Here is a 22,043-nt window from a genome sequence, read left to right as displayed (position 1 = left end):
TATGGACGCACGTCCGCTGCTGGAACTTGCGGGCATCGCCAAGGCCTTCGGCTCACGGCTGCTCTTTCGCCGCGTAAACCTTGCGCTTCTGCCGGGTACGCTGTCACTGCTCGCTGGGCCGAACGGCGCGGGCAAATCCACGCTGATGCGCGTCATGGCCGGACTGACCCCGCCCGATGCCGGGAGCGTGGAACGCCGTGTCCCCGACGTGAAGCTGGGCTACATGGCCCACGCACCCTTTCTCTATCCCGGCCTGACCGCTCTGGAAAACCTGCTTTTCTGGGCGAAAGCGGCGCGCTTGGAACGAGCCGCGGAACGTGCGCAGGCCGCGCTTGAAACCGTGGGCCTTGCCCGCCACGCCCATGAATTCGCGGGCATTTTTTCCCGCGGCATGGCCCAGCGCCTGAACCTTGCCCGTCTGCTCCTCCCCGCTCCCGAACTTATCCTTCTGGACGAACCCGCTACCGGGCTGGACACGGCTTCGCGCCGCATACTCCTCAACGAAATGCTGAAGGCACGGGAAAACGGTGCCGCCATAGTCTGGATCAGCCACGACGTGGAGGAAGATTCCCGCCATGCCGACCGCATCTTCGTCCTTCGCGACAGAACCGTCTGCGAAAGCGGAGGTGCGTCATGCTGAAGTGCGCCTTCGCCATTTGCGCCAAGGATCTCCGCCTGACACTCCTGCACGGTGCCGGTCTGATACAGGCGCTTCTGCTCGGCCTGCTCCTCGTCTTTCTCTTCAGCCTCTCTCTGGACATCGGAGACAGGCTCAGCCCCCAAGCAGCCGCAGCCATGTTCTGGCTGGCCTCGGCCTTCTGTCAGGTGCTGCTCTTCAACATGCTCTACGCCGTGGAAGAACGCGGACAGGCCCGCCTTGGACTCCTGCTTCTGCCTGCGCCGGTTCAGTCAATCTGGCTGGGCAAGGCTCTGGCCGGAGTGCTGCTGCTCTTTGCGGCACAATGCGTCTTTGTGCCCGCCGTCTTTGTCTTCCTCGGACAGAACCTCGGCGCGGGCTGGGACATGGCGCTTCTCGGTATTGCCCTGGGGGACGTGGGCATGGCGGCTTCCGGCTCTCTTCTGGGCGCCCTGTCCGTGGGCCAGTCCGGGCGCGAGTCGCTGCTCTCTCTGGTACTGTTTCCTCTGCTCGTACCCATGCTGCTCGCCGGTGTGCGCCTCGTGTCCTTCGGGCTTTCTCCTGACGCGATCTCCGGCGAGGCCTTCCGCTGGCTCGGTCTGGCCGCCGCCTTCGACGCCCTGTTCCTTGCCGCCGGACTTGTCCTTTTCCCCTTCGTCTACAGCGGAGAAGACTGATGCTGCGTTCCCGCATAGCCCTGCTTGCCCTGTGCGGCGGTCTCGTCATGGCTGCCTGCCAGTGGCTCGTCTTTGTGTACGCTCCCGAAGAACAGGTCATGGGCCTGGTTCAGAAAATCTTCTACATCCATCTGCCCCTGGCCTGGTGGGGACTTGTCAGCTTCGGCGCGGCCTGCGTGTCCGGCATTCTGTATCTGCGCCGCCGCGATATGAAATACGACCTGCTTGCCGCGGCCTCCGTGGAAACCGGCATGGTCTGCTGTACGCTGACCCTCGTCACCGGCTCGCTCTGGGCACGCCATTCCTGGGGCGTCTGGTGGACGTGGGATCCCAGGCTCGCCACCTTCCTCGTCCTCTGGTTCATCTATGCGGGCTGCATGGCCCTGCGCGCCGTACCTCTGCCGGAAGGCCGCCGTGCCGCCCTGTGTTCGGTGATCGCCATCGCCGGATTTCTGGACGTGCCTCTGGTCTTCCTTTCCGCAAGACTATGGCGCTCCATCCACCCCGCGGTGTTCGCGGCCAGGGGCGGCGGGTTGGAACCAGAAATGGCCGCGGCCGTCTTCGCCTGTACAGCAGGCTTCGGTCTCGTCTGGCTGGCTCTGCTTCTGCTGCGCTGGAAACAGCTCTGCCTGACCCGCGCCCTTAATATTAAATTGGATGTCAGGATGTTTGAACAGATGATGGACGAGACGGACGGCCATCACAAAGGATAGGAGAAAGCTATGTCCGCACTCGGCTGGCTCATGGCGGCCAACGCCACGCTCTGGATAGGTCTGGGCCTGTATGCAGCGTTTCTGGCCCGTACGCAGAAACGCCTGGAAACGCGCCTCCGCCAGTGGGAGAACGACCATGACTGACCGCGCCCGCAGGCTGACGCTCGCCGCCGTTGCCCTCGGACTTGCGGCCCTGTTCGCCTGTTCTCTTGCCTACCGCATGGAAGATCATCCTCTGGTCCGGCAGGCGGCCGCGCCCGCGCCGCAAAGCCGGAACGAAGCCTCCATGCCGCCCGCTCCGCAGGAAACGGCGCTCATGGGCCTCATGCAGAAAATGCAGCAGGATCCCCACAACGTGGATCTCATGCTGGAGATTGCGCAGCTCCTCGCCGCCCAAGGCAACATGGACGGCGCAAAACGTATGCTGGAACGCGCCGCGCTCACAGCTCCATCCGATCCGCGCCCGCCGTACCTCAGTGGTATCCAGCTCGCTCAGGCCGGGCAGTGGGAAGACGCCGCGCAGGCTCTGGAACGCTCCCTTGCCCTCCGGGACGACGCACGCACGCGCTACAGCCTGGGCGTCATTCTTCGCTACCACCTCCGTCAGGAAGAACAGGCGCGGGAGCAGTTTGAAAGGGCTGCGGACATCTGCACCGATTCCGCGCTGGCCGCCATGATAGAAACGGAACGCAAAAAATGACTGGACGCAGCGAGGACACCATAGCCGCCATAGCCACGCCGCCCGGCGCCGGAGGCGTAGGCGTGATCCGCATTTCCGGGCCGCGGGCAAAAGAAATTCTGTTCTCCCTGTTCCGGCCCGCTTCGCCCTCGTTCCGCGATTTTACACCGCGTATGCTTCACTACGGCCACGCGCTCGATGCCGCAGGCAGAAATGCCGACGACGTGCTTGCGGCGTATTTCCCCGGCCCGCATTCGTTCACAGGCGAGGACTGCGCCGAGATACAGGGACACGGCGGCACGGCCGTACTCGCGTCCGTGCTGGATTCCGTACTCTCGCGGGGTGCACGCATGGCCGAACGCGGAGAATTTACGCGCCGGGCCTTCCTCAACGGACGCATGGATCTTTCGCAGGCGGAAGCGGTGGCCGAACTCATCGCGGCCCCCTCGCCGGAGGGTGTGCGGCTGGCTTCGGCCAAGCTCGACGGGCTTCTGGGACGCAGAGTCTCCGAACTGCGCTCACGGCTGGAATACCTGCGACAGCGGGTCTGTCTGGCCATAGACTTCCCGGATGAAGAGGGGCAATGTTTGCCGCCTCGGGAATTTACCGCCGTCACCCGCGAAGTGGCCGAAGGCCTTCACCGGCTTCTCTCCGGCTACGAACGCGCCCGCGCCTGGCGGGAAGGGGCTCTCGTTGTGCTTGCCGGGCAGGTCAACGCCGGAAAGTCCAGCCTCATGAACGCACTTCTCGGCCGCCCGCGAGCCATCGTCACGGAAACGCCCGGTACGACCCGTGACTACCTTGAAGAGCAGACCATCCTTGCCGGACTGCCCGTCCGGCTGGTGGACACCGCCGGACTCCGCGAAGCGAGCGAAGACCTCATAGAGCGGGAAGGAATGCGGCGGGGCCGGGAAATGGCGCAGGCGGCGGACTGTCTTCTGCTTGTACTCGACGGCTCTCTGGCAGGAGATGAAAACGCCCGCTTCAACGCCTTCCATGCGGAACGGGAACTTTTGGAGGAGGTGGGGCCAAAACGCTGTCTCGCCGTATGGAACAAGACGGACAAGGCCCCAAGGCCCCACGATGCCGCAGACTTTTTCGGTGTGCCGCTGTTGCCCGTTTCTGCCATGCTGGGAGCGGGACTGGAAGCGCTCTGCGAGGCCATACGCCGGGTATGCCTCGGCGCGGATACGCTCTCCGAAGGCGAACTCGCCCCGAACCTGCGGCAGGCGGACAGACTGCGTCAGGCGCTGGCCGCTCTGGGCGAACTCGAGAGCGCCATAGCTGCGTCCGTTCCGCCGGATCTCTGCGCCATCCATCTGGAGACCGCCTCGGCACTGCTGGCCGACATCACCGGACTGAACACGACGGAAGAGACGCTGAACAGCATTTTCGCCAGCTTCTGCATCGGCAAATGAACGGAAACGGCACTCCCTCAGCCTTGCGCAGGACTTGCTCCCCGGGCGCTTTCGTGATAGGCCAACGCACAAGGTATGACTTATGACTCCCACCAGCCCATCCTCCCGCGCCCGCAAGACCTCCTCCAAACATCCGTCTCCCACACCGGCGCCTGTCGTCCTGCCGGCCATGAGCAAGGACGAAATCAACGCTCTCCCCGTCCGTGCCTGGGAAGGCCCTGTACTCCTCGTGCAGGATGAGGAAACGCTGAACGCGGCGCTCTCCAGCCTTGACCGGCAGAAGGTACTGGGCTTCGACACGGAGACGCGCCCGACCTTTACCAAGGGGAAAAGCGCTCCCCCGGCGCTCATCCAGCTCGCCACATCCGAGACTGTATACCTCATCCAGCTTACCCACGTTCCCTTTAACGAACGCCTGGCGGAACTTCTGGCCTCCCCCTCCGTCCTCAAAGTCGGCGTGGCCATAGGCGACGACATGAAGGCTCTCGGCCGTGTCCACAGCTTCCGGCCCGGCGGCATGGTCGACCTTGCGGCTATGGCCCGCGCCCGCGGCGTACAGGCTCAGGGACTGCGCACCCTGGCCGCCAGCCTGCTCGGCTTCCGCATCAGCAAGGCTGCGCAGTGCTCCAACTGGGAAAACCCCGAACTCACACGCCAGCAAATCAAATACGCCGCTACCGATGCCTGGGTGGGCCGCGAAATCTACCTTCATCTCCTCAAAACGGCCATCCCCGCCTGACGAGCCTTCCGTCGCCTTCGCTGCCTCGGAACCTTCCCTCTGCATCCTCCAAGATCCTCCCTTGAAAGAAGTCTCTGAAAAATTGGCAGCTTTCCGTTAGCTGTCAAAACTCTCCACGTCTGCAGGTGAGACCGGCTTCACGCAGCCTCCGCTTGTCAGCAGAGGAAAAGCGCGCTAGGCTGAACACGGGGTTGTTGCAGAGACTCCCCGGAGCCGTCATGAAGCATACGGAAAGAAAAACGATACACCTGCTTCCGCCGGAGCTTTCCAATCAGATCGCCGCGGGCGAGGTGGTGGAGCGCCCGGCAAGTGTGGTCAAGGAACTGGTGGAAAACAGCCTCGACGCCGGAGCCACGTTCGTGGATGTCGAAGTGGAGAACGGCGGACAGACCCTCATCCGCGTCACGGACGATGGACAGGGCATTGATGCCGGACAGCTCGAACTCGCCGTCACCCGCCACGCCACGAGCAAACTTGCCGGATTCGACGATCTTCAGCACATCGAATCCTACGGCTTCCGCGGCGAGGCACTGCCCAGCATCGCGTCGGTGTCCCGCTTCCGCATGACCTCCGCGCCCCTGCGCGAGGACGGCAGCATCGGCGAAGCCTCCTGTATCGAAGTCGAATACGGGCTTCTGAAAGGCGTCCGCCCCGCAGCGCTCCACCGCGGGACCCTGGTGGAAGTGGCGGAACTGTTCTCCAACGTCCCCGCCCGCCTGAAATTCCTGAAAACTCCGGCCACAGAACTGAAACGCGTTCAGGAACTGTTCACCCGGCTGGCTCTCGCCCGGGAAGACGCTGGCTTTCGCCTGCGCAGCGGCTCGCGGGAACTTCTGCACTTTGAAGCGGGGCAGCCGCTGCCCCGGCGTCTTGCTGCCCTCTGGCCCCCGGCCATCGTGGACGCACTGCTTCCGTTCAGCCTCTCGGAATCCGGAATGCACCTGCACGGACTGACCTCGGATCCCCGCTCCTCCCAGCCGCGGGCTGACCGTATGCTGTTCTACGTCAACGGCCGTGCCGTCAACGATCGCCTGATTCTTCAAGCCGTCCGTCAGGCCTATCAGGGCAGGCTCACCAGCCGTGACTATCCTCAGATCGTCCTTTTTCTCGACATGCCGCCCCAGGAAGTGGACGTGAACGTCCATCCTGCGAAAAACGAAGTGCGCTTCCGCGACGAAAAAGCAGTGTTCGGTGCGGTGTTCCACGCCGTGAGCCATGCCCTCGCCCATGTGCCCGCGGCTTCGGCGCGCCTTGCCGAAAGCGCCGCCGCACGCACACCGGAAGACGGACGCTCCTCCGTACACCCTCCGGGCTTCTGGGGCGAGGCCGACGCCTCCCGCATTCTGCCGCGGCCACGCTTCGATCCTGAAGAAAAGCTGGAGTCCACAGCTTCTGGCCTGCGGGAGCCAGCCGCAACTCCGCTCCAGTACACAAGGCGGCCGGACGCCGAGCGCCCGGTTCAGCCCTCCCGTGTGCCCCTGGCTTCACCCCGCGTGCCGTTAGCATTCGATGGTCTTCCCGAACGCTCTCCCGCCGCAGTCACAACGCCTGCGCTCAGGAAAAAAGCCGCCCCCACTACACAAAGCGAACCGAAATACGGCACCCCGGACATCTTGCCCTCCTCTCCTGCCGCCGAAGAAAAAGCTTCAGGGCTGGACGCGCTTCCCGACTTTCTGGAGCGCTGCCGCTATTTAGGACAGATCGCAAACACCTATCTGCTCTTTGTCCAGAACGATGACACCCTGCTCCTGCTGGATCAGCACGCCATGCATGAGCGCATCTTCTACGAAAAATTTCGCCGGAACGGTTCCCAGGGCAGAGCACAACCGCTCCTCACGCCTCTGGAACTGAACCTGCACCCTGCAGAATCCGCTCGTTTTCTGGAACTGAGCGGAACGCTCGTTCGTCTGGGCTTTGAAGCCGTGTGCCGTCAGGGGCACTGCACCGTTCAGGCCATCCCCGCGGACATGGATCGCGCTGCGGCCGCGGCTTTCCTGCGCGAAGCCCTCTCCGGACGCGTGGACGACATGGAAAGCGTATGGATGCACCACGCCTGCGCCACAGCCATACGCGCCGGGCAGCGCCTTTCCCCGGATGACGTGCACGAACTCGTCCGGCAATGGCTTCTCACCGAGGAGCCGGACTACTGCCCGCACGGACGCCCATGCGCAGTCACGCTGGAACGCTCTGATCTGGAAAAACTCTTCAAGCGCAAGCAATCCTGAGCATTTCACTCTTTACAGACAGCCCTGTTACAAAAAGCACAACAGCCGTTCCTTTTTCAGCAACACTGGAGAAAGAACGGCTGTTTTACAGTATATTACGCTCCCGTGAGCGAGTTTCTTCGAAAAAATGAGAAAAAAATACCAAATACCCGTTGACTAGACTTTACCTCTATGGCAATTCCTATAGACAGGAAAGACACTCTGGGCAATCGGTTTGCCCTTGCAGAGTGTAGGATTGTGATTTCTTTTGTGTGAGGTTTTTATGGCTAAGTCTATCTATGTCGGGAATCTTCCCTGGTCAGCAACCGAAGAACAGGTGCAGAATCTTTTCGCCGAGTACGGAACCGTTCTGTCCGTGAAACTCGTCAACGATCGTGAAACCGGGCGCGCCCGCGGCTTCGGCTTTGTCGAAATGGAAGATCCCGCAGCCACGGCCGCTATCGAAGCGCTTGACAACACAAACTTTGGCGGTCGTACGTTGCGCGTGAACGAGGCCAAGCCCCGCGCTCCCCGTCCCCGCTATTGAGCACTGAAAGTCTGCGCTTTCTGTCACCTGCAAGGTGACAGGTCACTGCGCCATCTAGAGCCCCGGCCCGTCCGGGGCTTTCTTTTTTTTCTCGCCGTTCCTTATCTTGAGTATTCTTTCACATAATGTATTTTCCCTTGTCCTGCAGAGCTTTTTCCTCCCTACACAGGAAAACGCCTTTGCTGCATGTACACGGTTTGCCCCTTTCTCTCTCAAAACTTGAAAAGCGTTTCCAGGCGTTCCTTCATGCAGCGCTTTTCCGTCATCGGCGAAGTACCTGGGATTCACTTTTCCCCCTCGTTCCACGTTCCAGAAACAAATCCCGCCACAGTAAGCCAACGCGCAATCATCAGCCCTCCTCCCCCCGCTGCCAAAGAAAACGGTTCGTTTTGCCATACCGCCCCATCTTCCTTTTGTTCAAGTGGAAAGACATCTGCCCTTTCGATGTTCATGAGCTCTGCGAATGCCTGTTCTCCTTTCCAAACGGGAAAGAAATTTGCCGATATCAAGATAAAATCATTGATGTTTTTATGTTCCGACACGTTTACGATGGCACGCGGCTGGACAAGGAGAGGTTTTAGGGAGCATACTCATCAGGGTTCATACTCATCTTGGAAAGTTTAATATGACAACTTTAATGCATCCATGAAGAAACTCTTATGACAGCGTTCTGTGGGGAAGACAAAGAATCGGACACCGTTCAAAAAGTCCGCCCGGCGATTCTCTATGCTCTGGAACATCTCTATGGCGATACCTGTCCACGCAGCCTGGCATGGGATCTTTCAGCCAAACTTCATATTCCTGCATACATTATTTTTCGTATCTGCATGGATCTTGTAAAGCGCGGAGAAGTGACTCTCATCAATGACAAACTTCATGGTAAAGCGGCAAATCCCTCGTTCAGGAATATGTCACCCTTGCAAAGCCCCCTTGGTATCAACACCATACAGAAAAAACTTTTTGCCCATCAGGAGCGCGGACGCTGGGATTTCTTTCGCGAACTTATCGCGTATTATATCCAGTGCCTTCGCCTTGAGGAAGGTGGAGCGGCGAAGGTATGGCAGAACACCCTTGGGGAACAGTTCATTTTTCTATCCGGAGTGGGACGCTGGTATCCACGGGATAACATACTGTGGCAAAAAAATATTTCTTTTCAGGAAATCTCTGGGGCGCTTAAAGACCTGTGGCGTGATTCTGCGACCACAACGCTCATGCTGGGGTATCCGATCAGTGCCGTTATAGGAAAAAACGGAGAAATTCTTCTTCGTCCCGTGTTCTGCTATGTGCTGAATCATCGTTTTACGTCAACCGGTCTGGAAGTAAAAGCCCGTCTGACAAAGCCGTCCATCAACGCAGCATGGCTCGAAGACGCCTTTTCAAAGAGCAGCGAAAAGCGTACGTTTCTGGAAGCCTGTGGAATGTATGCCTCTGCTGACGAAGATGACGATACGGATAATGAAGCCGGAATTGCGGACAATGGCGGTGAGGCTCCGGACTTTTTCCATCTGGCACAGATTCTGTCCTCGGCACAGCATCGCCGGGTACGGGAAACTCTTGACCCGCGCTGTCTGTCGGACAGGCCCCTTGAGCCGTCCTGTCGAAGCGGTCTTTACAACAGAGCCATGATTGTGGCCAGCCGCTGCAGCAGGTATAGCAAAGGCCTTGTCGCCGAGCTTGAAACCATAGCAAAAACTCCAGACGTCCTCCTGGACAAGACGGCTCTGGCGTACATTTTTGCGGAAGGACAGCCGCCACTGCAAAAGGGCAGACTCGCCTCGGGAGCGGCTGTGGCTGAACATAAGCTTACCGGAACGCAGCGACGGGCCGTCGCTTCCCTGCTGGAACGTCCGCTCACCATCATCCAGGGTCCGCCCGGAACGGGAAAGAGCCAGGTGGTGTCAAGCGCGGTGTTCAACGCAAGATTGCGCGGGCAGTCGGTACTGATTTCCAGCTACAACCACAAGGCGCTCGATGCCGTGATGGAACGCCTGGGCACGCCCACCGCAGGCCGGCCCCTGGTGACACGCTGCAACGCCAAGAATGATCCGAATCTTTCCTTCGGCATGGTCAACGCTCTCAAAGCCATGCTGTCCATGCCCACGGACGATGGGAGGGATACAAGGCGCCTGGATAACTTTTGCCAACTGCTGGCCGACCGCGGAGAAAAGAGCCTCACGGCCGAAGAGCTGGAACAGTACGGCAGGGAACTCGGCGATCTTGGCGAAGCACTTGAGGCAGAACTTGCGGCGCGCCCCTATCTGTCCTCTTTTTCCGAACAAGACGAACGGGATCTGCCCCTGTACAGAAAGGCTGCCCATCTTGCGCAAAAGTGCGCGGATAACACTCCGTTCCGCACGTTTTTCCTGCGGAGTAATCTCAGCGCTCTTTTTGACCTGTGGCGTGCGGGCAGGGCCTTGCGCAGGCACGGTGCGCAGCTTCCCGTATATTCCTGGCGCACGGGCATGAAACCCTTTGTTGAAGTCTTCAAGTCCGTTTCACATCTGATTGAGCTGAAGCTGAACATCAGAGAACGGGAAAAACGTCTGAAAGCTCTTCCCTCACTGGAAACTCTGAGCGAGGACGTTGCCGGGCTGAGCGAGCTGGTGGAAAAGCAGCTGCCCAGTGTAAAGCTCCGCGAGGCCGAGCTGCGCGGAACATTGCCTCAGGACGTGGACAAGGGGGAGGTGAAGGGGCTGGAGCGGGTACTTTCCACCGCAAAGAGCGCACTGGCCTCTTCCAGTGTGCGGAATTTGCTTTTTACGGTAGTGCCTGAAAAACTGCCTGTCGTGTTTCAGGCTTTTCCCTGCTGGGCCGTGACCAGTCTGTCCGCAGGAAGGTTCATCCCTCTTGTTCCGGGCTTGTTCGACCTTGTCCTCATTGACGAAGCCAGTCAATCGAACATTCCCTCGGCGATTCCGCTGCTGTTCCGGGCAAAGCGGGCGGGAATCATAGGCGATCCCCGGCAGCTGCGCTTTGTCTCGCGCATGACTGCCGACCGTGAGGCCCTGCTGCAGAACGAGCTTCACATGACTTCCATGGCGGATCTGCGCTTCACGTTTACGGACAACTCCCTCTACGATGTAGCGTCTGGTTCGGATGCCGCCGAAGCCTTTCTTCTGGACTGCACCTTCCGCAGTTCCGAGGTTATTGCCGAATACTCCAATCGACTCTTCTACGGCGGCAAACTGCAGGTGGGCACCAACGAGGCAAGGCTGCGCCGTCCCAGTAACGCCTCGGAAGCCGTGGAGTGGCGCTCCGTTCGGGGCGAGATAGGCCGCGGCGCAGGCCAAAGAAGCTGCTGGTGTCCTCAGGAAGTGGAACAGGTGATAGCGCTGGTGAAGGAACTTCTGCTCACGGCCCGTTTCGAAGGCTCCATAGGTATTGTCACGCCGTTCAAGGAACAGGCCCAGCGTATAGAAGACAGTCTGGAAATTGCCGGCATCGACCAGGCACTGCTGCAACGGGCAGACGTCCATGTGGACACGGCGCACGGCTTTCAGGGGGACGAACGCGATGTGATGATCTTCAGCCTCTGTGCGGGTGACGGCCTCACGCCGGGTTCGCTGCATTTTCTCAGGGAAAATCCCCATCTCTTTAACGTCGCCGTGAGCCGCGCCCGGGCCATGCTCTACATGGTTGGCGACCGGGAATGGGCTGCGCACTGCGGCATTGACCACATCGAATTTCTGGCGGCACCTTCGCGGCTACGGCCGGCGCCTCCGCAGAAAACCGAATGGGCTCCCTATGAATCCCCGTATGAAAAGCTGCTGGCCGAAGCACTGCAAAAGGCAGGCCTCCAGCCTCTGCCCCAGGTTCCGGTGGGCTATCGCAGGCTGGATCTTGCCCTGCGGGATCCCTCGCGTCCCGAATGTCGACTGGACATCGAGGTGGACGGCTCCTGTCACCGCGATGCCGGAGGACATAGGAAAAGCGATGACTTATGGCGAGACCTGGAGCTGAAGGCGGCCGGATGGCGGATCCTTCGGTTCTGGACCTATCAGCTGCGGGAAGAACTGCCCGAATGCGTTGCGCGGGTGCAGAACGTATGGAACGAGATGCGCGCATAATATAACTCAAAGGAGGAAATCATGAAGGTGGGACTGGGGAAATTTTTCCCTCCACTCTGGCTGCTGGGACTTGGGGCACTGGGCGCCGCAGCGCTTTGCGTGTACATAGGTGCGGGCGTGCTGGATCTTGAACGCCGCCGCAGCGATTTTGAAGAGGACCTTGCGGCTCATCAGCGTATTTTGGCAGAACTGCCTGGCATAGAGCAGCAATATAGCGACCTGGAGAAGCATTTGACTCAGATGCGATCCCAGAAGACAGCACTGGAGGCGTCAATAGCAGAACTGCGGGAACAGGAAAAGGCTGTACGCAACGTGCTTGCACAGCGTGATAGCGCTGTGGCAGAGCGCGATGACGCTCGCAAGACGCTCCAGTCGTTCAAAGTTGAGCAGGGAAAACTTTTGAAGGAAAAAGAACAGGCGGAAAAAGACAGACTAACGCTTGAGAGCGACATTGCGCGTCTCAAACGGGAGCGAACAAGCCTTTCAGCCGAACAGGAAAATCTGTCATCCAGCGTTGAGAAGGCGCATAAAGAACTTGCTGAGTTACAGGCAGAAGCTGAGAAGCTAAAGAAGCTAAATGAACTTTTGCAGCGGGAACAGGCAACGCTTGAAGGGTTCAGCGATCAGGTGAAAGCGTCCCTTGACAAGTTCAAGGCGTCTATTGATGCGCTGGAAGAGAAAGAGAAGGCACTTTCTGCACAGGGAAGCAGCATGGAGCAGGAAGCTCAGGCTTTCGCAGAAGCACGGGAGAATATGCAAAACGAGCAGAATCAGGCAATCAAGGCGCTCAACGACCAGTCCAAAGCCTTTACGGACGAGGTCCAAAAATTTTCCAGTCAGATACCTGCAACCCAGCAGCTTGTTTCAGAGGTGAAGACTGGACTGCAAACTATGCAAAACGACATGGCAAAAACAAGCAAGGTCATGCAGGAGGTTGCAGCTTTGCCTGAAAAACTTGCCGATCTCCAGCAGACTCTTGAGAGGACAGGGCAAGAAATCAAAACAAAGAAGCAGCTGGTTGAAAAAAGCACACAGGAACTTAATCAAGAGAATTCCGAACTTCAGAAAAGCAGAGCCGCTCTTGCTGACGCCGTGACGCTTCTGCAGGAACAGGCTCATGCTTTGAGGGAGATCCTGGAACAAATGAAATCGTCTCCCTTGAAGAGCCATGAACCTGCAGTCCCGGCAAGAGACACGACTCCGGAACAGAACTGAGGAACACCGCCATGCACGAACTCTCATACCCGATATCCTGGGCAATCGCCATGCTGGCGTTTGTCGTTCTCGTCTTCTTTGTCTTTGCCATGGTGCTTTATCTGCGGCGCTGCATCAGCAGTGTCGCGCAGCAATACCCCGAGATTGCGGATCTTTCCAGCGCACTGGAGCTGCTGAAAGCCGATAAGAGACAACTGGAGCAGTGGCTGACGGATCAGAAGAGCGAGCTTCTCAAGGTGCAGGGAGAACGTGCCGAGCAGGACGCCATCCGGCAGGAAATCCTTAACTTGGAGACTCGCCGGAAAGATCTGGAAAGTGCCATCGAGGGTTTGGTCGCCATGCAGGTGGAAACGCGTGAGCTGGAAGCCAAAATGGAGGACAGGCGCAAGGAACTGGAAACTCTTGAGGGACAAATACAGGATACCCTGAACAAAAAGGAGGAGCTGCCGGCAGTTCGGGCGGAATATGATCGTCTGCAGAAAGCTCTTGAACGAAAGGAAAAAATAGCCGCCGCCATTCATGCCGGTGATGCACGTTTACAAGAACAGGCTACCCGTCTTTCGGAACAACAATCCCGCCTGGACAAATTGTCCACGGAAATAAATCCGCTGGAAAAGAGGCACGCAGGGCTTCAGCAAGACCTTCAAACCACGGAGCATGAGCTTGCCTCGCTGAAAAATCAGCTTGCCGCGGACAAGACAGAATCTTCGGCCCTGAACGCTCAGCTTCCAGGACTCCGCAAACAGGCTCAGGACGAGCAAACGGCCTGCAGCAACGCCTCTGCGCGGCTGGATGCGCTGAAAAGCCAGCAAGCAATGCTGGAAGACAGCTGCCGGAAGCTGGAGAAAGAACAGGACACCGCAGAGCGTGATCTTGCTTCGCTGCAGAAACAGCTTGCCGCGGCCAAGGCAGAGCTTGAGGCCCTGAACGCTCAGCTTCCGGGTTTGAGAAAAGAAGTGCAAAGTCTGGGAATGCAGATGGCCGGAGGCAATCCTCAAAAGGACACGGCCCTTGAAGAACTCATGCGCGATCCAGTCGTGTCACTCGTGCATCACCACTTTGAGGAGACTCTGAACGAGAAGGACATGCTCGAGGCCTTCAAGCGAGCCTTGTATGGGGCGCGACTGCAGTTCCCCGAACGAACTATCAAGGCGTTCCACACTTCGCTCAAGTGTCAGGATATCAATCCCCTTACGGTACTGGCCGGCGTTTCCGGCACGGGCAAGACGCTGCTGCCGGTGAAGTATGCGGAGTTCATGGGCATCAATCAGGTCATCCTCTCCGTGCAGCCGCGCTGGGATTCCGCGCAGGATCTCTTCGGCTTTTACAACTATCTGGAACGCCGCTACAAGGCCACAGAGCTTTCCCGCTGCCTTCTGCGCATGGATCCCTACCACAGCGATCGTTTCCCTAATTACGACGAGGTCCGCAGCGGATTGCTCATGGTGCTGCTCGATGAAATGAACCTGGCACGGCCGGAATACTACTTCAGTGAATTCCTTTCCAAACTTGAACTGCGCCGCACGGTCGATCCCTCCAGACCCGATTCCCGCAGCCGGGCGACCATCGAACTTGACACCGGTACGGGACATGGTTCGCTGTCCATCTGGGTGCCGGAGAATATTCTCTTCGTGGGCACCATGAACGAGGACGAAAGCACCCAGACGCTTTCGGACAAGGTTCTCGACCGCGCCAATGTGCTGCGCTTTGGCAAGCCGGAACAGCGCAAAGTACAGAACAGGCCTGACATGAACGCCCTGCAGCAGGGGGCAGCTGTCTCGTGCAAGGTATGGGAGGCATGGAAGAAACATGACATTCAGGGCAGCGCTCAGGCCTGCAGCGAGTGGATAAAAACGCTCAATGACGCGCTTGCCGGCATAGGCCGTGCCTTCGGTTTTCGTGTGGAGGAAGCCATTTACCGTTATGTGGCCAACTATCCTGGTGTCCATGTCCAGTCCAATACTCAAGACATGAAGCTGGCCTTTGCCGATCAGGTTGAACAGAAAATTCTGCCCAAACTTCGGGGCTGCGACATGGCCATGGACGCCTCGAACCGCAGTCTGGAAAAGATTGAAGGCGTTATTAACGAGCTTGAGGATAATGAACTTCTGAACGCCTTCCGTGCTGCGCAAGAGAACGCCAAAGAGACAGGCATCTTCCTCTGGCAGGGTGTAACGAGGTCATAGGATACCATGAGTGCGGAGCACATACAGTTCCACCTCTGGCCATGGTCGTCTATGGGGTGTCCGCGCGAGACGCTAAACTTTGATGAGGGGCAGGATGTGGAGCTTGACTACCGTGGAAGCCCCGTATTCTCGGTACCGCAAGGCTTCAGAGTGAGTACGGACTCCCGGCACGAAGACTTCCTGCCGCTGGGGCGTCCCTATACCTATGAGAAGGTAGAGTACTGCCTTTACCGCGTGCCGCACGCCATAGCCGCCTCAAGGTATGGAGCGTACAGCGGGGGCTCGCGTGACAGCGGAGCCATGACGCTCACCATATCCCACGCGATGAACCGCGACAGGATATCTGTTCGCTCGAAGGGAGCGGTGCTAGGCAGTCTGCACGACAAAGGAGAGCTGCAGCAGGCTGTGCGGAACTGGATGTCCTTCTTTGATTACTGTGTACAGCATGCGAGTGCGCACATAAAGAGCTCGTCGGTCGTCTCGTGGACGGAGCTGCTGAAATACATACGAGAATACGCTAGAAATCCGAACGTGCAGAAGCGCTCCCTCATCGTGTCTATCGCTGAAACCATGCCGCAGCATGTGCAGGAGCTGGTCAATTCGGCACGGCGGGTACTTATTCACGAACGGCGGCTTCTGCCGGCGACGAAGGCCTCTGAAATGGATTCCGGCTGTCTGCATTGGTACTTCCGGCAACCCGGCGTGACCGCCATGCAAAAGGCATCGCTCAACAGACAGCGGCTTCAAGCCATATCGCGGCGCGAAACCTTCAATACGCTGGAAAACCGCGTCCTCAGGGATTTTCTTCTGCGCTGCTTACGCGAGTGCCGCCAGTATGTGACCGTCATCTATGCCGGTCAGGCAAACACCGGCTGCGCCAAGGACGTGAACAGGTTTGGCGGCATGTGTTCCGAACTTTTGAAACGCCCGGTCTGGGAGGACGTGGGTGAACTTGAAAGCAGTGTGCGGCCCAACTATGTGCTTCAAAGCGATACCCGCTACCGCAGGATATGGAACCTGTATCAGAAACTTCTGCGCAAACAGGATGAAGAGGATTGGATGTGGGCATGGCAGGGACGCACCTGGGCGGATGTAGGCACACTTCTGCTCGGCGTGTCGCTTATGACCATGGCAGAAAAAGCGGACGGCCGCGTTCGCGTTGAGCCGCTGGCTCAGGCCGGGTGTGTTTTTCGCAGAGAACAGGTACAGGGAAGCCGTGTGGTGCCTGGTTCGGAACCAGGACCCTTTCTGCTGTCGTGCGGAGCGAACAAGGCTGTACTCGAAGTGGTACACGAAGGACAGGCGGATGATCATGATACCGTGCGCTCCCTGAGAGGCACAGGCGGTACGCTGTTTTTTGTGCTCAAGCCGCTGGGGCGGAAAAATATGATCCGTGTCATCATCATATGGCCGGTACACACGCTTTCCTCCGCCGTGAAGCAGAACTTTCAGGACATTCTGCAATCGGCCGAACATGGACTCAAGGTTCAGGAGCAGCTTATCAACATGCGCTACCATGTGGCGAACTTTACCGGCCTGGTACTCGTTGACGCCGCTCTGCTGGGAGAGCCCGACTTCGAGGCCGGAGAGAAGACACATCTGGCCCGCCTTGCCGCCGATCCTTCTCTCTGGCCAAAGAACATTGACGTGCTGACCATGCTTCTCGACGAGCTGTTCATGCAACTTCTGGAGAGCTGATATGCCTGACGTTCTTGGTTTGGCGGCCTTCGGACTGAGAGATTCGTGCGTGGGAGGAACTCCGCTGCAGGATACAGACTTTCTCCCAGCCTCTGTTATCCTTCCGGGCACCTGGCGTGATGAAATTCTGACCGGAAGAACGGCCGCAGAAAACAGGTTGGAAGCAGGGTTTATGTGGCCGCAAGAAGCCAGGATTACAGACAGCACGATACTGCGCCGCGTTCCTGTAAGCCTTCTCTGGAGCAAGCTGGTGCAGGACGGAGACAAACTGTCATCATGGAAACCGAGCGGAGGAACTGCCGGATGTTCCACGGCCAAGGCGCTGCACGCGCATTTGGCCGCTCTCCTTCATCAGGCAGACTGGAAGAATGAAGACGTGGTGATTGCCATTCCCGATAGGCTCGATGAAATGGGGCAGGAAGAATTGCTCCGGGCCTTCGGCGAGTGCAGGGAACATGTGCAGCTGCTCTGGCGGCCCGTGGCGGCAGCCATGCGCTGGCTTCATGGGCTGGGGCCTGATTTTCACCTCTCTTCCGGCGACTGGATGCTTGTCATGTATCTGGGGCCTGATTTTCTTGAGGTAACGGCTTTTGATTTGCAGCAGGACGAGGGCTATCCCGTCCCTGTGCGGCGTTCCAGCAAAGGAAAGGGCCTGACACTCACGGGCATGGACTGGGCATGGAGCTGCTGTTCAGGAGATTCCGAGGGAGAGGTCTGGCAGCAGGTGATGCGTTTTCCCGAAGTGTGGGAATCACTCACGCGGCAGAACAGCCCGCAGGGCCATCAACAGATCTGGAGCCGTAAAGATGGTTCCTGGGAACTCTGGACACCGGAACAGAATCTGCTCTCCTGGCAGGGTGTGCCCGCGACAGAAAAGAGAGCGGTGTACCGCTTCGGCTCCCGCCAACCCCAGGCGCAGGATATCCAGGTAACCCATGTCCAGCCAACAGAGAATCCATGGCTTTCCCTTCAGATAGCGCGTAAGAATACGGACATGAAGGCCGCAGACAGCTGGAGCGACTTTTTCCGCAAAGCGATCCAGGAAACAGCAAAGGAAAGAAGCAAGCAGGGACTGCGCGGCGTGGTGATGTGCGGCCCGCTTATTCCTCAGAAAAGGCCCGGCTGGTTCGATTCCCAAAGCTGTGCGGGTAGGATGCAGATTTCCCGCAAGCCTGCCCCGGATACCATATGGCTTCCGGAACGAACTGCTGCCGACATTGTGGCCGAAGGGGCAAAGCTGTACGGCGAACGACTGCGTGACCATCTCCCCACCTATCTTGACACACTTCCCGAGCTGAAAATACTGACGTTCAAAGAAAACGACCTGGGTTGGACGAACATGGTAGAGTCCACCGTCTGCAAAGGCGGGCAGGAATATGAAAACGTGGTGGAAGGGTTCTGCTATCAGAAGCGTCATTCCCATCTGGACGCTTGGCTGCAAAGAGAAAACGAGAATACCTATCGGAAGGAAACGGTTCCCCTGCCCTTCGTACCGCTAAAGGATATTCCTATTAATATGCACATCCGCATGAAACCCGCAAGCGGACTAGCGCTGGTTCGGCTTGAAACTCTTGATCATTCGATTGAAGACCTGCTGTTCGACTTCTCCAGAATGCAGGAAGTCACGGAACCCGACTTTTCCCGAATGCTGGAAGCATCGGAACCTGAGAAGGGAGAACTTTTCTGTCCAAAGGATGAACATATTGTTCTTTCTGAAGACATCCAGAGTGTGGATCGGAATGAGTTCATATGGGATTGTCAAAGATTTGTGTCAGCTCCTAAAAATATTACTTCTCTATCGTACTATGAAACGCTGCGCACAAAGCGGCTTTTACCCTCTTGTCAGCCCAAATTTATTGATGAAAAGGGAAACACACAGCCGGAATTTGAAGAGCTGATGAAGACGGTAAGAAAGCAACTTGTTGTCTGTGTTGGGAATCTCGATAACGCGAACCTGCCCAACATCATCAAAAAAGCTTCCTTCCTGTGGGGGAAGACGCCGGAAAGCTTTAAAAAATTTCTTGTTGACACACTGAGCCGAGGCCTATCGGACTTGCAGCATACCAGCCAGCAGGGATCCTTGCTGGCCAACAGCGTACCTCCCGTAAGCAACACTCTCCCCTATGCAAAAAATTATGCCATAGGGCACAGGGACGTTGTCGAGGCTGCCGGACGCTGCTTCCATAAAAAGGAAGAGTGCCGGCTGCTGTTTCAGTACATTGTCAGATTAAACTTGAACCGTGCCTTTGCGATGGAGGCCGCCTTTAATGTTCTTCATTACCGCCCCGAAGCCTGGCAGGCTCTGGACGACAAAACCGCCTATGGGCTTTTAAAGATAGCGATAGACATGATGGAAGCACAGCACACAAGCAAGAAGGTGATGTTCAGGAACGCAGCTTCCCTGATTTTTGTTCTCCTCAAATATCGACTCCAGGATAACCATAGGGATTTTTTGAACGATCATGATACAACAGCGAAGGAGTTTGAGGTCCGGCAAAAACTTCAGAAGTATATTGGAGAAATTGAGAAAAGCCTCAACGATCAAAAAGATCAAAAAATTAAAATGGCTGGGCGGACAAGAAAAAATTTGGAAAACAGCCTTAAATACCTCAAGGAAATTTTTGATTATATCGACTTTAAAGGCAATCCCAACGCCGTTCCTGTGTGGAATAACAATCCTGTGAAGATGGGGAAAAAACAGAGGAATAATTGATTATCCGGTGGTTACTTCCACACCGTCCTTCACAGAAGATGGGGAAAAACGACCCTATGATTTCTCATAGGGGCTTGATTTCATTGTGGCGTCCAGGCGGATAGTTTTATAAATAGTAGTTAATTGGAATTATTGAGGATTTGAGATTCAGAGAAAAAAATACCCATAAAGCTATCTATTCTCAAAAATATTTTGGAGGATAGTGTTGGATGAGGGAAATCTACCTATTGTCACCTCTCCCTTTCTCTATTAAAAATATCTTGCCTTTTATTTTTTACTAAATTACGATTTAGTAAATTAATACTTAGAAAGGCAGAGGCGTCGCATGTTTATCGGCAGAAAAGAAGAACTCAGAAAGCTCGAAAAGCTCTGGCATTCGGAGAGATTCCAGCATCCCGTCATCTACGGACGCCGGCGCGTTGGCAAAACAGCTCTCATCCGTGAGTTCATCAAAGGCAAAGAGAGTATCTTCTTCACAGGTATCGAGTCGAGCGAACAACAAAATCTTGAAAACCTGAGCCGCGCCATCCTCGCTACCGCCCAGCAAGACGTAACGCCTGTTTTTCAGACCTTTCAAGAAGCCTTCGAGTACGTCTTCCGTCTCTCGATAAAAAAACGTCTCGTATTTGTCATCGATGAGTATCCTTATCTTGCCAAGGCATACCCTGCGGTGTCATCCATCCTGCAAAAGCTCATTGATGAATACAAAAACAACTCGATGCTTTTCCTCATACTGTGTGGTTCATCCATGTCCTTTATGGAAGAACAAGTGTTGGGCTACCAGAGTCCACTTTATGGCAGACGAACGGCTCAGATGAAAATCCTGCCCTTCGACTTTTTTGAAGCGAGCGAATATTTTCAGGACTTCTCCCCGCTTGATATGGCCGCTGTTTACGGAATCGTCGGTGGCACTCCGCAATATCTCCTGCAGATGAACAACTCGCTTTCACTGGAGGACAACCTCAAGGAAAGCCTGCTTGAACCTAGCTCTTATCTCTTTGAAGAACCCTCCAATCTGCTCAAACAGGAGATACGAGAAGCCTCAACCTACAACGCCATTATTTCGGCTATTGCGTCCGGAGCTTCACGTCTGTCAGAGATTGCCTCTAAGACACACCTTGAAACCAGCGCTTGTTCGTTGCACCTCAATAAACTGATAGCACTGGGACTCATCCGTAGAGAAGGGCCTTTTGGAGAGAAGACCACGCGCAAGACAATTTACGCTGTGGAAGATCCTTTGTTCCGCTTCTGGTATCGCTTCATTCCCAAGCATATCTCTCTGTTACAGAATGGCATGATTGACCTTGTCTGCGCTCGTATCATGGAACAGTTCTCGCAGTACATGGGACCGGTATTCGAGGAAATCTGCAAGCAGTGGTTGTGGCGACAGAACAAGCTGGCTCTTCTGCCCTTTACCTTCCTGTCGCAGGGACGCTGGTGGGGAAGCGATCCCCGCAAAAAAAACGAGTCCGAAATCGACATCGTGGCCTCGGATGGTGAACGTAGCCTGCTGTTCTGTGAATGTAAGTGGACAAATGATTCCGTGGACGCCTCCGTCCTGGAAACACTCGTGGAACGTTCTCACCTGCTCACAGCCACTAACCGCCATTATATCGTGTTTTCGAAGTCGGGCTTCACGGACGGATGCCGCAAATTTGCGAAGAGTATTGGCCAGGCCCGCCTAGTAACATTCAACGAGATGATGTAAATCTAGAAAACCGCCCCGAATCTTATCACGGAATTCAACGAAACCGACCGACTCATGCGAGAACAGCGATGGGATGCGCTGATAGCTGACATTCATAAAATCGTCCAAAAATACCCGATCGATGCCGCAGTGTACAACTTCACTCATTCGTATCCGCCCTGTACGACAGAACAGGCAGGAGAGAACTGCAAGGAGTTCATCCGCTTGAAGCTAGCCTGCCTTGCAGGAGAAGAGGCACTTCGCCTACTTCCCTCCTAATCTCCTCTCGCGAGAAGGCCAACACTTCTTTTATTTGCTTGACATAATCCAGCCAGTCGTTCCCAACCAGACTTATCCAAAAAGCTATTTCTCCTGTTACCACAAAATAACAAGAGGAATAGCTCTACTTATTTTCTGGATGACTTTCAATTTTTTCATCTTCAAAGCCGTGGACTGCATTTGCAGGCTCAAATAATCCCTCGTGACAAAGGCCAAAAAATTGAGGGCACGCCCTTACCGAGCTAAACGTTAGGGGCTGTCCTAGCTAAGACTAATGTTTTGTCTGTTTTACCCAATAAGTTAGCTGAGTTAGGAGTTGTTTATGATTGCCTCCATTGAAACGCCATTCGCATTCCTTGAGGAACCAGTAAAAGTTTTCAGGCTTAATACCGTTAAAGCGGCGTAAGTGTCTTTTGGCCTGATTCCAGAAATTTTCTATCCCGTTGATATGATTATATTGTTCAGCAAATTTCTGGGAATGATTGATACGATGATGAAACCCGTTGATATTGGTCTGCCCCCTGTCAAGTAGACATCTAAAAAGCCCCTGTGGCATTGATTCTAAGCGGTCAGCTTTTCCCGAT

Annotated in this window: 18 protein-coding genes; 15 read left to right on the top strand and 3 right to left on the bottom strand. The window is 56.3% G+C overall.

Going from position 1 to position 22,043, the window contains the following annotated elements; all coding sequences use genetic code 11:
* Position 1: 1 nt before the first annotated feature.
* From Q0Z94_RS02775 to Q0Z94_RS02735, 9 genes are all read left to right on the top strand, one after another.
* Positions 2-640 carry an ABC transporter ATP-binding protein gene (locus Q0Z94_RS02775; RefSeq protein WP_298067499.1) on the top strand — a complete coding sequence of 213 codons (639 nt, stop codon included), beginning with the start codon at positions 2-4 and terminating at the stop codon, positions 638-640.
* Positions 634-1,314, top strand: a complete 681-nt coding sequence (locus tag Q0Z94_RS02770; protein WP_298067498.1) for a heme exporter protein CcmB — start codon at positions 634-636, stop codon at positions 1,312-1,314. The genes Q0Z94_RS02775 and Q0Z94_RS02770 overlap by 7 nt, the downstream gene beginning before the upstream one ends.
* A complete protein-coding gene (gene ccsA, locus Q0Z94_RS02765; RefSeq protein WP_298067497.1) occupies positions 1,314-2,027 on the top strand; it encodes a cytochrome c biogenesis protein CcsA in 714 nt (237 codons plus the stop codon). Before Q0Z94_RS02770 ends, ccsA begins: the two co-directional genes overlap by 1 nt.
* A gap of 9 nt (positions 2,028-2,036) precedes the next feature.
* The gene (locus Q0Z94_RS02760; protein ID WP_298067496.1) at positions 2,037-2,171 is read left to right on the top strand and encodes a CcmD family protein; all 135 of its coding nucleotides are present in this window, start codon (positions 2,037-2,039) and stop codon (positions 2,169-2,171) included.
* Complete coding sequence (locus Q0Z94_RS02755; RefSeq protein ID WP_298067495.1) at positions 2,164-2,727, top strand: tetratricopeptide repeat protein; 564 nt, start codon at positions 2,164-2,166, stop codon at positions 2,725-2,727. The genes Q0Z94_RS02760 and Q0Z94_RS02755 overlap by 8 nt, the downstream gene beginning before the upstream one ends.
* Positions 2,724-4,124 (top strand): tRNA uridine-5-carboxymethylaminomethyl(34) synthesis GTPase MnmE, encoded by a 1,401-nt coding sequence (gene mnmE, locus Q0Z94_RS02750; protein WP_298067494.1) that lies wholly within the window; start codon positions 2,724-2,726, stop codon positions 4,122-4,124. Before Q0Z94_RS02755 ends, mnmE begins: the two co-directional genes overlap by 4 nt.
* 82 nt (positions 4,125-4,206) lie before the next feature.
* A complete protein-coding gene (locus tag Q0Z94_RS02745) occupies positions 4,207-4,863 on the top strand; it encodes a 3'-5' exonuclease (RefSeq protein ID WP_366517564.1) in 657 nt (218 codons plus the stop codon).
* A gap of 218 nt (positions 4,864-5,081) precedes the next feature.
* Entirely contained in the window at positions 5,082-7,088 is a 2,007-nt protein-coding gene (mutL, locus tag Q0Z94_RS02740) for a DNA mismatch repair endonuclease MutL (protein WP_298067493.1), read from the top strand.
* A 262-nt stretch (positions 7,089-7,350) separates the two neighbouring features.
* Positions 7,351-7,614: an RNA-binding protein gene (locus Q0Z94_RS02735; protein WP_298067492.1), complete on the top strand. Its 264-nt coding sequence runs from the start codon at positions 7,351-7,353 to the stop codon at positions 7,612-7,614.
* 54 nt (positions 7,615-7,668) lie between these two features.
* On the opposite strand, the gene Q0Z94_RS02730 is transcribed toward Q0Z94_RS02735, so the two are convergent.
* On the bottom strand, positions 7,669-8,010 hold the full coding sequence (locus tag Q0Z94_RS02730; protein ID WP_298067491.1) for a hypothetical protein: 342 nt from the start codon (positions 8,008-8,010) through the stop codon (positions 7,669-7,671).
* A gap of 263 nt (positions 8,011-8,273) precedes the next feature.
* Between Q0Z94_RS02730 and Q0Z94_RS02725 the strand changes: the two genes are divergently transcribed.
* The 4 genes from Q0Z94_RS02725 to Q0Z94_RS02710 are packed head-to-tail and all read left to right on the top strand — an operon-like array spanning position 8,274 to position 16,780.
* The gene (locus tag Q0Z94_RS02725) at positions 8,274-11,681 is read left to right on the top strand and encodes an AAA domain-containing protein (protein ID WP_298067490.1); all 3,408 of its coding nucleotides are present in this window, start codon (positions 8,274-8,276) and stop codon (positions 11,679-11,681) included.
* Between the two features lie 21 nt (positions 11,682-11,702).
* The gene (locus Q0Z94_RS02720; RefSeq protein ID WP_298067489.1) at positions 11,703-12,896 is read left to right on the top strand and encodes a hypothetical protein; all 1,194 of its coding nucleotides are present in this window, start codon (positions 11,703-11,705) and stop codon (positions 12,894-12,896) included.
* Between the two features lie 11 nt (positions 12,897-12,907).
* Positions 12,908-15,082, top strand: a complete 2,175-nt coding sequence (locus Q0Z94_RS02715) for a hypothetical protein (protein WP_298067488.1) — start codon at positions 12,908-12,910, stop codon at positions 15,080-15,082.
* A 6-nt stretch (positions 15,083-15,088) separates the two neighbouring features.
* A complete protein-coding gene (locus tag Q0Z94_RS02710; RefSeq protein ID WP_298067487.1) occupies positions 15,089-16,780 on the top strand; it encodes a DUF2357 domain-containing protein in 1,692 nt (563 codons plus the stop codon).
* A gap of 274 nt (positions 16,781-17,054) precedes the next feature.
* Here Q0Z94_RS02710 and Q0Z94_RS02705 read toward each other — a convergent pair whose 3' ends face one another.
* Entirely contained in the window at positions 17,055-17,237 is a 183-nt protein-coding gene (locus tag Q0Z94_RS02705; RefSeq protein ID WP_298067486.1) for a hypothetical protein, read from the bottom strand.
* A 537-nt stretch (positions 17,238-17,774) separates the two neighbouring features.
* On the opposite strand from Q0Z94_RS02705, the gene Q0Z94_RS02700 reads away from it, so the two are divergent.
* Positions 17,775-19,493, top strand: a complete 1,719-nt coding sequence (locus Q0Z94_RS02700) for a hypothetical protein (protein ID WP_298067484.1) — start codon at positions 17,775-17,777, stop codon at positions 19,491-19,493.
* Positions 19,494-19,818: 325 nt separating this feature from the next.
* Positions 19,819-21,201, top strand: coding sequence for an ATP-binding protein (locus tag Q0Z94_RS02695; RefSeq protein ID WP_298067482.1), 1,383 nt, complete (start codon positions 19,819-19,821; stop codon positions 21,199-21,201).
* A 529-nt stretch (positions 21,202-21,730) separates the two neighbouring features.
* Here the strand turns inward: Q0Z94_RS02695 and Q0Z94_RS02690 are convergent.
* A partial coding sequence (locus Q0Z94_RS02690) for a transposase (protein ID WP_298067480.1) occupies positions 21,731-22,043 on the bottom strand: 313 nt, incomplete at its 5' end.

This window comes from uncultured Mailhella sp. (assembly GCF_947631555.1).
In the GTDB taxonomy this organism is placed as follows: Bacteria; Desulfobacterota; Desulfovibrionia; order Desulfovibrionales; family Desulfovibrionaceae; genus Mailhella.
This window is presented reverse-complemented; position numbering and strand designations above follow the sequence as displayed.